At 75.9% G+C, this 12334-nt stretch carries 9 protein-coding genes and 1 pseudogene; 1 reads left to right on the top strand and 9 read right to left on the bottom strand.

Translation table 11 applies throughout. The annotated features are described in order from the left end of the window. Nucleotides 1-46: 46 nt before the first annotated feature. Genes AB0953_RS09885 through AB0953_RS09870 form a run of 4 tightly spaced genes read right to left on the bottom strand, consistent with a single transcriptional unit; the run spans nt 47 to nt 4800 of the window. A complete protein-coding gene (locus AB0953_RS09885; protein WP_366858886.1) occupies nt 47-664 on the bottom strand; it encodes an ATP/GTP-binding protein in 618 nt (205 codons plus the stop codon). Then, complete coding sequence (locus AB0953_RS09880) at nt 645-1127, bottom strand: DUF742 domain-containing protein (RefSeq protein ID WP_366858885.1); 483 nt, start codon at nt 1125-1127, stop codon at nt 645-647. The genes AB0953_RS09885 and AB0953_RS09880 overlap by 20 nt, the downstream gene beginning before the upstream one ends. Beyond that, nucleotides 1124-1618 carry a roadblock/LC7 domain-containing protein gene (locus tag AB0953_RS09875; RefSeq protein ID WP_366858884.1) on the bottom strand — a complete coding sequence of 165 codons (495 nt, stop codon included), beginning with the start codon at nt 1616-1618 and terminating at the stop codon, nt 1124-1126. The genes AB0953_RS09880 and AB0953_RS09875 overlap by 4 nt, the downstream gene beginning before the upstream one ends. Beyond that, a complete protein-coding gene (locus tag AB0953_RS09870) occupies nt 1615-4800 on the bottom strand; it encodes a nitrate- and nitrite sensing domain-containing protein (RefSeq protein ID WP_366858883.1) in 3186 nt (1061 codons plus the stop codon). The genes AB0953_RS09875 and AB0953_RS09870 overlap by 4 nt, the downstream gene beginning before the upstream one ends. 400 nt (nt 4801-5200) lie before the next feature. On the opposite strand from AB0953_RS09870, the gene AB0953_RS09865 reads away from it, so the two are divergent. Next, entirely contained in the window at nt 5201-5974 is a 774-nt protein-coding gene (locus AB0953_RS09865; RefSeq protein ID WP_366858882.1) for a hypothetical protein, read from the top strand. Between the two features lie 91 nt (nt 5975-6065). Here AB0953_RS09865 and AB0953_RS09860 read toward each other — a convergent pair whose 3' ends face one another. From AB0953_RS09860 to AB0953_RS09840, 5 genes and pseudogenes are all read right to left on the bottom strand, one after another. Continuing rightward, entirely contained in the window at nt 6066-6506 is a 441-nt protein-coding gene (locus AB0953_RS09860) for a MarR family transcriptional regulator (protein WP_361906736.1), read from the bottom strand. 127 nt (nt 6507-6633) lie between these two features. Next, nucleotides 6634-9045, bottom strand: a complete 2412-nt coding sequence (gene lon / locus AB0953_RS09855; protein WP_366858881.1) for an endopeptidase La — start codon at nt 9043-9045, stop codon at nt 6634-6636. Nucleotides 9046-9337: 292 nt separating this feature from the next. Then, complete coding sequence (locus AB0953_RS09850) at nt 9338-9910, bottom strand: DinB family protein (RefSeq protein WP_366858950.1); 573 nt, start codon at nt 9908-9910, stop codon at nt 9338-9340. After that, nucleotides 9902-10771 (bottom strand): annotated as a pseudogene (locus AB0953_RS09845) (sulfurtransferase); the annotation flags it as partial. The pseudogene AB0953_RS09845 and the gene AB0953_RS09850, both read right to left, overlap by 9 nt. A 237-nt stretch (nt 10772-11008) precedes the next feature. Then, nucleotides 11009-12304, bottom strand: a complete 1296-nt coding sequence (locus AB0953_RS09840; RefSeq protein ID WP_366858880.1) for a hypothetical protein — start codon at nt 12302-12304, stop codon at nt 11009-11011. Nucleotides 12305-12334 lie beyond the last annotated feature (30 nt).

Raw genomic sequence — 12334 nt, 5'->3', positions numbered from 1 at the left:
GGCCGCTGCGCTCGGGGCGGCTCAGGACTGCTCGGGGCGGATCGGACTACTCGGGCGTCGCCTCGAGGGCGTGGGCGACCAGCGTGGTCAGGGAGTCGACGACCGTGTCCCGGCGCCGCGCGTCCATGATCATCACGGGGACGTGGGGCGGGATCGTGAGCGCCTCGCGCACGTCCTCGGGCTCGTACGACCGCGAGCCCTCGAAGTGGTTGACGGCGACCGCGTACGGCAGCCCACAGCTCTCGAAGTAGTCGAGGGCGGGGAAGCAGTCCCGCAGCCGGCGGGTGTCGGCCATGACGATGCCGCCGATGGCGCCGCGCACCAGGTCGTCCCACATGAACCAGAACCGCTCCTGGCCCGGCGTCCCGTACACGTACAGCACGAGGTCGTCGGCGAGGGTGATGCGGCCGAAGTCCATCGCGACGGTGGTGGTGTTCTTGTCCGGCGTCGCCGACAGGTCGTCGGTCGGGAGGCTGGCCTGGGTCATCACCGCCTCGGTGCGCAGCGGGGTGATCTCGGAGACGGACGACACGAACGTGGTCTTGCCGACGCCGAAGCCGCCCGCGACCAGCACCTTGACGGCGACGGGGGCGCGGGAGCGGTCATACTGCCAGGGCTGGACGGGCTCGTCGTCGATGGCGGTTTCACAGACGGCGAAGGCCACTGAGCACCCTTTCGAGCAGCGCGCGGTCGGGACGGCCCGGGCCGTGCCCGGTTCCGTAGACGCGGATCCTTCCCTGGTCGGCGAGGTCGCTGACCAGGACGCGGACCACGCCGAGCGGCAGCTTCAGCAGCGCGGCTATCTCGGCGATGGTGCGCATGCGGCGGCAGACTTCGACGATCGCGGGCATCTCGGGCATGCGGTCGCCCGAGCCGGAGCCCGAGCCCGGGACGGAGCCCGGGCCGGTCCCGGTGCCCGCTCCCGCGCCGTCCGCGTCGCCGGTCTCGCCGTCGGCCTTCTGCGGCTGCGAGACGCGCGTGTCGAGCGCGGCGACGAAGGTCTCCACGTGCAGGACCTGCGTGAAACGGGTGCGGCCGCCCGTGAGCGAGTACGGGCGGACGCGGGCGGGCCGGCGGTCGGCCCCGCGTATCGGCAGCCGGTCGGATGCCGGGGCCGGGCTCCTCACGTGGTCTTCTCCATCGACTGGCGCAGCTCGCTGCGGACTTCGGGCGTCAGGACGTGTCCGGCGCGTCCGACGAACAGCGCCATGTGGTACGCGACGACGCTCATGTCGCAGTCCGGGGTGGCGTGCACGCCGAGCAGCGAGCCGTCGCTGATGGCCATGACGAAGACGGAACCGTACTCCATCGCCACCATGGTCTGCTTGACGCCCCCTCCGTCCATGAGGGCGGCGGCGCCGGTGGTGAGGCTGCCGAGGCCGGAGACGATGGTGGCGAGGTCGGCGGACGCGCCGCGCGGGCTCTTCACCGCCCCCCGGCCCCCCGCGCCCACGGCGGAGGCGGCGGCGCCTCCGGGGTCGGAGGACAGCAGCAGGAGCCCGTCCGAGGACACGACGGCGACGGAGTTGACGCCGGGCACCTCCTCGACCAGGTCCGTCAGCAGCCACTGCAGGTTGCGGGCCTGGGTGCTCAGTCCGTACGTACTGGGCGCGGTCATGTGCGTGCGTCCTCCTGTGCGGTGTCCCCCTGGTCGGTGTCCTGTGCGAGCTCGGCGGCCACGACGCGCCGCCCGTCCCGCGTCCCCTGGTAGAAGCCGCCGAGCCGGCGCCGCAGCTCGTCCGCGTCGACGCGGCGCGGTGCGGGCCGGGCGGGGCCGGCACCGGGGGCGGTGCCGCTGCCGGGGTGGGCCCGGCCGCCGGCGGCCACGGTGCGCGGGGTCCGCTTGGGCAGGCCCTTCGCGGTGACGGCCTCGGTGGCGGCCTCGGTGAGGGCCTCGGGCGCCGCGTCGGGGTGGCTCCCCTGGCGCGGCACCCAGTCGTCCTCGGCGGGTGCGTGCCGGTGCGGTTCCGCCGGCGCGCCGTCCGCGGTGAAGACCTGGTCGGCCGGGGGCAGCCGTTCCGCGTCGGGGGCGCCGGCTGGGGCGGACCGCCCGGGCAGCGAGGGGTTCTCTTCCGTTACGGGGGCCGGCTGCGCGGAGTCCGTCGAGAACTCCGCGGCCGCCGGGCCGGGGTCGGGCACCGCGAAGGCGCCCGGTTCCGCGTCGGGGACGACCCGCGCGAGGAGTTCGTCTCCGGGATCCCGGTCGGCCGGGGTCTGCGCAGTGAACACCTGCTCGGCGGGCGGCAGCCCCTCCTGCGGCGCGCGCTCGCGCACCGGCAGCGGGGCCGGCCCGTCCGCGGCCGCGGCGCCGTGCGCGTCGGCCCCGGCGTCGGCGGCCTCGGGTGCCCGGACGGTGAAGACCTGCTCGGCCGGAGGCAGCCCGGCTCCGCTCTGCGCAGCGGGGGCCGGGGCGTCGGCCGGTGCCACGGGCGCCGCCCCCTGGGCGGGGACCCGCACCCGGGCGGCATCCGCCTCGGGATCCGCCACGGGCTCGGCGTCGGCCGGCCCGGCGGCGAACCCGTCGGCCGGCCCGTCTCCGTACGCGGCGGCGTCGGCCGCGGCGTCGGCGGCGAAGCCGTCGACGAGGGGCTCCGAGCCCGTCAGCGGGTCGGTGTCCCGGCCGTCGGCGGATCCGGTTTCCGCGGCCATCCCGAAGTCCCCCTCCGCCGTCGGCCGGAGCCGCGGCTGGAGGGTGTTCTCGTTGGCCTCGGCGACCACGCCCGGGAGCTGGTAGTGCGGCAGGCCCGGCGTGGCGGAGGCGGTGTGGACGGGCGAGGGCGAGGCGGGCGGGCCGTCCGGCAGCAGGGCGGCCGGGACGACCACCAGGGCCTCGGTGCCGCCGTGCTGCGGGGCGCGCAGCTCGGCGGTGACGCCGTGCCGGGCCGCGAGGCGTCCGGCCACGTACAGGCCGAGGCCGAGGCCGTGCTCCGCCTCGGACTCCTCGTCGTAGGCCTCGGGCGTGGCCAGCCGGGCGTTGAGCGCCTCCAGCCGGTCGGCGGTGACGCCGATGCCCTCGTCCACGACGGACAGCACCACGTCGCCGCCGTCCAGCAGCCGGCCCGACACCTTGACCTTGGCTCCGGGCGGGGAGAACGTCGTCGCGTTCTCCAGCAGCTCGGCGAGCACGTGGGAGATGTCGTCGGCGGCGTGGCCGGCGACCTGCACGAAGGCGGGCAGGACGGCGAGGTCGACGCGCTCGTAGCGTTCGATCTCGCTGACCGCGGCCCGCATGACGTCGACGAGCGGCACCGGTGCGCCGGCGCCGGGGCCGTGCTCCTGTCCGGCGAGGACGAGCAGGTTCTCGTTGTGGCGGCGCATCACGGTCGCCAGGTGGTCCAGCTTGAAGAGGGTCTCCAGCCGGTCCGGGTCCTGCTCCTTGGCCTCCAGCTCCTCGATGACGGCGAGCTGGCGCTCGACGAGGCCGAGGGTGCGCAGCGACAGGGAGACCGAGGTCGTCGACATGACGCGCCGGTGCTCTTCGAGGCTCTCGCGCAGCCGGTCGAGTTCGGCTTCCAGGGCGTCGCGGCCGGAGGCGAGGGCCTCGTTGCGGCCGATGAGGCGGCGCTGGTCGGCGTCGAGGCCGGCGATCTTGGTGTGCAGGGCGACCGTCTGGTCGCGTACGGCGTTGAGGTGGCGGACGACCTCGGCGAACTCGTCGTTGCGGCCGGTGAAGCGGACCGGTTCGACGGAGCCCTCGGGCGTCGCGAGGCGGGCCGCGCCGCGCCGCAGTACGGACAGCGGCCGGGTGAGGGAGCGGGCGACGGCCGTGGAGACGCCGACGGCGACGAGGAACAGCACGCCGAGGACGGCGAGCAGCAGTTCCAGCCGGGTCACGTCGTCGTCGCGCTGGGCGGCGAGGGCGGTCGACCGCTGTCCGGCGAGGGTGGCCTCCACGGACCGCATGCGGTCGATGCGGGCGGTGAGGGCGGTGCCGACGGCGGCGGTGTCGCCCTTGCGGTCGGCCGCGGAGAGCGTGGGGCGTTCGGTGAGCCGCTTGAGGTGGTCGTCGGCGGCCTTGACCTCGGGGCCGGTGACGGTGGCGGCGAGGTTCTGCCGGATGTCGGGCCGGGCGACGCGCGTGAAGTCCTCCAGCGCGGCCTGCTCCCGTACGCGGGCCCGCTGGGCGGCGGTGCTGAGCTCGTCGGAGACGGCCGCGCCGGGCTGCTGGTCGCCGCGGGGGACGGCCAGCGCTGCGAGGAGCAGCCCGCGGGTGGCGGAGGCCTGCTCCACGGCCTGGCCGAGGGGGGCCAGCGGGCGGGTGGTGGCGAGGGCGGCCTCGGCGCGCGGCGGGGTCTGCTCGGCGAGCCGGTCGCCCGGTGCGAGGAGTTCCGCGACGACGGCGGAGTAGGCCTGGTGGGCGGCGAGGGCGCTGCCCTTGCCGTCGACGGCTTCGGCGCGGACGGCCTGGACGCGGGCGAGGGCCTTGGCGAGCGGTTCGTCGGCCTCGGCCTTGACCTCGTCGAGCTGCCGGTCGGTGAGGAGGACGCGCTCCTGGACGGCGGACTTGGCCTGGCCTCCGGGGCGGCCCTTGGCCACGTACTCGACGACGGCGTCGCGCTCGTCGCCGAGGAGGTGGGCGAGGGTGAGGGTGTGCTGGGCCTGTTCGGCGAGGGTGACCAGCGCCTGGGAGTCGTTCAGCTCGCGGGTCGCCGTGACGACGGCGGGGGCGCCGGCCGCGAGGACGGTGAGTCCGGCGACGGCGACACCGACGACCAGCCTGCTGCGCACGCGGACGCGGCGTCCTGCGGGGGCGGGTCCGTCGGTGGCGGTGCCGTTCTTCCGAGACCGCTTCTTCTGCACCGGTGCTCGCAATCCTGTACGTGTGCTCGTGCTCGTCTACTCGTGTGGCCGAGGTAACGGCCGGTCAACAAGTAAACGCCCCCTGCCCCCTCGTACCGCCTCAGACCTTCGCAGTGTGTTGGGGAGAGAGCCTCACATCGCCCACCCGGCCACTCGAACGAGTGAACATCACGGATGAGTTGGCAACCAACTCGGCGGCGTGACTTCGGAGGGCTTCCACCGGCAGGTGGTTGAAACATCGACGGGGGCTTTGGCAATATGCGCGCCCACATGTGCCGGACGGGCCTCCGGGCGGCCCCGGACGGCGGGGAGGCGGCACCCGGCCCCGACACCGGCCGCTGGTACGGACCTTCCCGGGCGATCCGGCCCGCCGCGGGGGTGCCGCGGGCAGAATGTCCGCATGCGCATCGACCTCGCCACGGCCCCCGGCAACCCGGAACGCCCCAACGAGGACTGGCTATCAGCCGCGACGCCCGCCTCGGGCGGCGGCGTCCTGGTCGCCCTCGACGGGGTCACGCCGCCGGCCGGCGACGTCGGGTGCGCGCACGGCGTTCCGTGGTTCACGACGCGGCTCGGGGGCCGATTGACCGAACTGTCCGGATCGCGGCGGGACATGCCGCTGGACCGGATCCTGGCGGAGTCCATCCGCGAGACCGCCGATGCCCACCGCAGCACGTGTGACCTTTCTCACGTGCGCACCCCGCAGGCGACGGTGGTGCTGGTCCGCTGGGACGAGGCGTACGTGGAGCACCTCGTCCTCTCGGACTCCGTCCTGCTGCTGGAGGCGCCCTGCGGGGAGGTGACCGCGGTCCTCGACGACCGCCTCGACCGCCTCCCGCGGGAGGCGCTGCGCACCCGGGCGTCGGCGGACGCCCTGCGCAATGCGGAGGGCGGGTTCTTCACGGCGGCCGCGGACCCGGCGGTCGCGGCACGGGCGGTGACCGGGCGCACCCCGCGCGACCGGGTCCGGGCGGTGGCCGCGCTCACCGACGGGGCGAGCCGGTGGACGGACACCTTCGCGGAGGGGGACTGGGCGCGGTGCCTGGCGGTGCTGCGGCGGGAGGGGGCGCGGGGCCTGATCGGCCGCGTCCGCGCCCTGGAGGCGACCCCGGCCCACCCCCGGCCCCGCGCCAAACGCCACGACGACGCCTCGGCCGCCTACGCTGAGCTCTAGGCCGTCTCGGCCGCCGCGCCGCCCGGGGTCCGGGGGCGGCGCCCCGGGGAACCCGGCTGCGAAGGCCGGCGGGCTCTCGCCCGAGCGGGGGTTATTCCTCGCCCTGGTTCAGCTGGTTCAGCAGGCGGGCGAGCTCCGCGACCTCGCCGCGGTCCCAGTCGGCGAGCTTGCGCATGTACTGCTCGCGCCGGGCCCCCCGCACCCGCAGGAACCGCTCGCGGCCCTCCTCGGTGAGCCCGACGAGGAAGGCCCGCCCGTCGGCGGGGTCCGGCTCCCGGGCCACCAGCCCCAGTACCTCCAGGGCCCGCAGCTGCCGGCTCATGGTGGCCTTGCCGACCCCGAAGTACGCGGCCAGCTCGGTGGCGCGCTGGCGCCCGGCGGCCTCCAGCCGGACGAGGAGTCCGTACGCGGCCGGCTCCAGCTCGGGGTGCAGGGCGCGGGCCATCTCCCCGGAGGAGGCGCGGGCCCGCCGCAGGAAGACGGACAGCTCCCGCTCCAGGGCGAGGAACTCCTGGTCTTCGCTGCCGTGCACGTGCCGCTCCCGTCGATCCCGTCCGTGGCCCGGCACCCGTGTGCCGGAGGCCTCCAGTATTTCGCAGGGCGTGCGGCGACGGCCCGGGGCCCCGCCGCAGCGGGACTCCCGGGCCGTCTGCGCGGCCTCAGGCGGCCGTGGTGACGGGGACCGGCTGGGCGGGGGCCCCGCCCTGGGCCAGCGCGAGCTGGAGCACCTGGCGCACGTCCGTCACCGGATGCACCTCCAGCCCCTCCAGCACCTCCGCCGGCACGTCGTCGAGGTCGGCCTCGTTGCGCTTCGGGATGATGACCGTGGTCAGCCCGGCGCGGTGCGCGGCGAGCAGCTTCTGCTTGACCCCGCCGATCGGCAGCACCCGCCCGGTCAGCGACACCTCGCCGGTCATGGCCACGTCCGTGCGGACCTGCCGCCCCGACAGCAGGGAGGCGAGGGCGGTGGTCATGGTGATGCCCGCGCTCGGCCCGTCCTTGGGGACGGCGCCCGCCGGGAAGTGGATGTGGACGCCCCGGTCCTTCAGGTCGGCGACGGGCAGCTCCAGCTCCGCCCCGTGCGAGCGCAGGAAGCTCAGCGCGATCTGCGCGGACTCCTTCATCACGTCGCCCAGCTGGCCGGTCAGGGTGAGCCCGGCGGCGCCGGTCTCGGGGTCGGCGAGGGAGGCCTCGACGAAGAGGACGTCGCCGCCGGCGCCGGTCACCGCGAGGCCGGTGGCCACGCCGGGGACGGCGGTGCGCCGCTCGGCCGGGTCCTGCGCGGACTCCGGGACGTGGTGCGGCCGGCCGATCAGGTCGCGCAGGTCCTCGGCCCCGATCCGCAGCGGCAGCTCCTTCTCCCCCAGTTCGTGCTGCGAGGCCACCTTGCGCAGCAGCCGGGCGATGGACCGCTCCAGGGTGCGCACGCCGGCCTCGCGGGTGTACTCGCCGGCGAGCTTGCGCAGGGCGCCCTCCTCCAGGACGACCTCGTCGGCGGCGAGGCCCGCCCGCTCGAGCTGGCGGGGCAGCAGGTGGTCACGGGCGATGACGATCTTCTCGTCCTCGGTGTAGCCGTCGAGGCGGACGAGCTCCATGCGGTCGGCGAGGGCCTCGGGGATGGCCTCCAGCACATTGGCCGTGGCGAGGAAGACGACGTCGCTGAGGTCGAGCTCGACCTCCAGGTAGTGGTCGCGGAAGGTGTGGTTCTGGGCCGGGTCGAGGACCTCCAGGAGGGCGGCGGCCGGGTCGCCGCGGAAGTCGGAGCCGACCTTGTCGATCTCGTCGAGGAGCACGACCGGGTTCATGGACCCGGCTTCCTTGATGGCGCGGACGATGCGGCCGGGCAGGGCGCCCACGTACGTGCGGCGGTGTCCGCGGATCTCGGCCTCGTCCCGCACGCCGCCCAGGGCGACGCGCACGAACTTCCGCCCCATGGCGTGGGCGACGCTCTCCCCGAGGGAGGTCTTGCCCACGCCGGGCGGGCCGACGAGGGCGAGGACGGCGCCGCCGCGGCGGCCGCCGATGACGCCCATCCCGCGCTCGGAGCGGCGCTTGCGCACGGCGAGGTACTCGGTGATGCGGTCCTTCACGTCGCTGAGCCCGGCGTGCTCGGCGTCCAGGACGGCGCGGGCGCCGCGGATGTCGTACGCGTCCTCCGTCCGCTCGTTCCAGGGCAGTTCGAGGACGGTGTCGAGCCAGGTGCGGATCCAGGAGCCCTCGGGGGACTGGTCGCTGGCGCGCTCCAGCTTCTCGATCTCCTTCAGGGCGGCCTCGCGCACCTTCTCGGGGAGGTCGGCGGCCTCGACGCGGCTGCGGTAGTCGTCGGACTCCTCGCCCTCCTTCTCGCCGCCCAGCTCGCGCAGCTCCTTGCGCACGGCCTCCAGCTGACGGCGCAGCAGGAACTCGCGCTGCTGCTTCTCGACGCCGTCCTGGACGTCCTTGGCGATGGACTCGGCGACGTCCTGCTCGGCGAGGTGGTCGCGCAGCCAGGCGACGGCGAGCTTGAGGCGGGCGACCGGGTCGGCGGTCTCCAGGAGCTCGACCTTCTGGGCGACGGTGAGGAAGGGGGAGTAACCGGAGTTGTCGGCGAGGGCGGAGACGCCCTCGATCTGCTGGATGCGGTCGACGACCTGCCAGGCGCCGCGCTTCTTGAGCCAGCTGGTGGCGAGGGCCTTGTACTCCTTGACGAGCTCGGTGACGGATCCGGGCAGCGGATCGGCCAGCCGTTCGTCGACGCTCTCGCCCTCGACCCAGAGGGCGGCTCCGGGCCCGGTGGTCCCGGCGCCGATGCGGACGCGGCCGATGCCGCGGATGAGCGCCCCGGGGTCACCGTCGGAGAGCCGGCCCACCTGCTCGACGGTTCCGAGCACACCGGTGCCGGCGTACTTGCCGTCGACCCGCGGAACGAGCAGCACCCGGGGCTTCCCGCTGCGGACCGCGGCCTGGGCGGCCTCGACGGCGCCCCGCACCTCGGCGTCGGACAGGTCCAGCGGCACGACCATTCCGGGCAGCACGACCTCGTCGTCGAGCGGCAGCACGGGCAGGGTGAGCGTTACGGACGTCGAAGCCATGATCTTCCCTCCGGCAGTGAAGTTGAGCTATGCCGACTCAATGCATGTGCGCCTCCCGATGTTCCCCAACTCCTGTTCGCCTCGGGCGAACAGGAGGGAGAGTGGGGTCACGGAGTGGCCCACGTCACACGAACAGGCCCCTATCCGCCGTCGCTCGCCACCCCACCCGACCGGAGCGGCGCAGCACGGCGTGAACCGTCGACCCCGGCCGCACCGCCGCGTCACGGAGGAGGGTCTGGCACCCCGTCATGCGGCGGGTGACGCGGGGGCGTTGTCGCAGACGGCGGGCCGGTCAGAGGCCGATCGCGCCGTCGATGCGTTCGCGCAGGAGGTCCGCATGGCCGTTGTGGCGGGCGTACTCCTCGATCATGTGGACCAGGACCCAGCGCAGGGACACCCGGCCGCGCCAAACGTCGTCCCCCTCCACGTCGAGGTCGGGGGCGTCCGCGGCGAAGGCGCGGGCGAACGCGGCCTCGGCGCGCCAGGCCTCCCATGCCGCCCGGGCGGCATCGGCGGTGTCGGCTCCGGGGCCCGGGCCGGGCGCCGCCACCCCGTCGAAGTCCCCGTCCGGGTCCGCCTCCGAGGAGAACAGGGCCGGTGCCTCCTGCCCCGCCAGGACGTTCCGGAACCAGCGGCGCTCGACGTCGGCGAGGTGCCGCACCAGGCCCAGCAGGGAGAGCGTGGACGGCTCGACCGACCGCAGCGCCAGTTCGGCGCCCAGACCGGAGCACTTCAGTTCGAGCGTCGCCCGCTGGGCCTCCAGGACGCCGGTCAGGATGCTCCGCTCGTCCCCCGTCGCCGGGCCGGCGAACCGTTCCCCGGACGCGGGGCCGCCCGCGAACAGCTCCGCCCTACGGCCGGTCACCGCCGGCAGCTCCGGCCGCATGGCCCAGTCCGTCCACGAGCCGTCGTACACCGCGAGGCGGGAGTAGCCGGCGAGGGCCGCGCCGAGCGCGAGGACGCAGGCCGTCACCCCCGAGCCGCAGCTGAACACCAGCTGCTCGCGCTCCCCCACCAGCGCCGCGAAGGCGTCGCGGAGCTCGGCGGCGGGCCGCATCAGGCCGCCCTCCCGCTGGAGCTCGCCGAACGGCAGGTTGACCGCCCCGGGCATGTGCCCGCCGCGCAGGCCCGGCCGCGGCTCGGGCGCCGTCCCGGCGAACCGCTCCCGGCTCCGGGCGTCCACCACGGCCGCGGCGGGGTCGGCCAGGGCGGCGCCGACGGCATCGCTGCCGACCAGCAGCCCCGGCCGCGGCCGGGCGGTGAAGGAGCCGCGGGGCCCCTCGTACGCCGGCTGCGCGGCCTCGACGGGCAGCCCGGCGGCGGTCCAGGCGGGCAGGCCCCCGTCGAGGACGGCGGCCCGGTCGAAGCCCATGGCGCGCAGCATCCACCAGGCGCGGGCGCTGGAGTAGATCCCGGCGCCGTCGTAGACGACGACGGTGGCGGCGTCGTCCAGGCCGAGGGCCCGCATCGTCTCGGTGAACGCGGCGGCGCCGGGCATGGTGTGCGGGGCGGGGGCGTCGTGGTCGGACAGCTCCCCGTCGAGGTCGAAGGGCCGCGCCCCGGGAATCCGCCGGCCGGCGCCGCGGTGGGCGCCGACGGAGGCGTCGAAGACGACGAGTCCGGGGCTGCCGAGCCGGGCGGCCAGCCAGTCGGCCCCGACCAGCGGACCCACCTCCTCGTGCCCGACTCCCGTGGCCGCGTGCGGTGTCGTGCGTGCCGTGTCCATGCGGTGCGTCCCCCGAATCCCCGATGCAAGTGCCGCCCTCATCTTGCCCCGCCCGCCTGCCGCACGGGCCGGCCCCGGTCACCGGGCGGAGGGCCGGATCTTCCGGCTCCGCCGGCGTTCGAGGCGGACGCGGACCGCGACGGAGCTCCGGGAAGCGGCGGAAGGGCGGGGCGGGGAGCAGGTCCGCGCGGCGGCGCCCGCGGGCCGCGACGAAAGCGGCAACCGGGCGGCCGCCGGTCAGCGGCAGGTGCCCGGGCGGGCTGCGTACACGGCGATGCGGGCCCCGCGGACCTCGTCCACGGAGCACAGCGTGAACCGGGCGGCCAGCGCCTCCCGCTTCGCGGCCTCCTCCGGGTACGGGTCGAGCGGCTGCCCAGCCGGATCGAGCAGGGCCACCACCCGCGGGGCGGCCGCGAGCCGCTCCCTGATCTCCGCCGCCGGCAGTTCGGTGCCCCACAGGGAGGCCGAGGCCGCCGGGGAGCGGTCCAGGGCCAGGTCCTGCAGGCTGCGGTAGACCCCGGGCGAGGGCAGCAGCCAGGCGCGCCGCCGGGCCGGCATGAACAGCACCGCGTCCCCGGGGCGGGCCCGCTCCCGGACGGCGGCGGCCACCGCGAGGGCGTCGTCCTTGCGGCTCTCGGGGGTGCGCAGCCACACCGACCACCACCCGATCGGCAGCAGGAGCAGGGCGACCCCGAGCCACGGCCGCCAGGTGCGCAGCGCCGCGAGGCGGGCCCCGGCGGCCAGGGCGAGTCCGGCCAGGGCGTAGAGGACGTACCGGTCGACGTACCAGGGGTGGACCAGCGAGACCGCCATCAGCAGCCCGGGCGGCAGCAGTGCCAGCGGCACGGCGACCCGGACGAGGTCCCGCGGCAGCGCGCCGCCCCGGGTGAGCAGCCACACGGCGGCCGCGAGGACCGCGTACGCCGCCCAGTCCTGCCACTTCGGCCGGCCGAGCCAGCCGAGCTGCTGCTCGGCCTGGCGGGCGCTGACGGCGGCCAGGGGCAGCGTCAGGGCGAGCACCGCGGCGGCCGCGCGCCGCCAGCCGGGCGAGCGGCGGGCGGTGACGGCGTGCGCGAGCAGCGCGAGGGCGGCGAACTCGTGCAGCCAGCATCCGAGCAGCAGCACCGCGCCGTAGGCGGTCCAGCGCTCGCACAGCATCAGGTACGTGGCCCAGACGACGGCCGCCGCGACCAGCGCGTACGAGCGCCCCTCCTGGGCGTACATCTGTACGGGCGGCAGTACGGCGTAGACCAGCCCGCCGAGCAGCCCGGCCCGCTCCCCCGCGAGCCGCCGGCCGACGGCGGCCGCTCCGGCGGCGGCGAGGGCGGTGGCGGCAACGGACGGCAGGCGCAGCGCCCACAGGGCCGCGGCGGCTCCCGCGGCGCCGTCCGGATCGCCGCCGGCGGCGCGGAACACCGCGTGCATCAGGAGGTAGTAGAGGCCGTGGACGGCATCGACGTGCCCGAGCAGTTCCGCCAGCCCGCCGAGCGGGCGGTGCGCGACCTCCCAGGTGACGGCCTCGTCGCGCCACATGCTGCCGCCCCCGCCGCCGCGCGCGAGGCC

The organism is Streptomyces sp. NPDC046866 (assembly GCF_040704625.1).
Classification (GTDB): Bacteria; Actinomycetota; Actinomycetes; order Streptomycetales; family Streptomycetaceae; genus Streptomyces.
The sequence above is the reverse complement of the archived record's forward strand: the minus strand, read 5'-3'. Positions and strand labels throughout refer to the sequence as shown.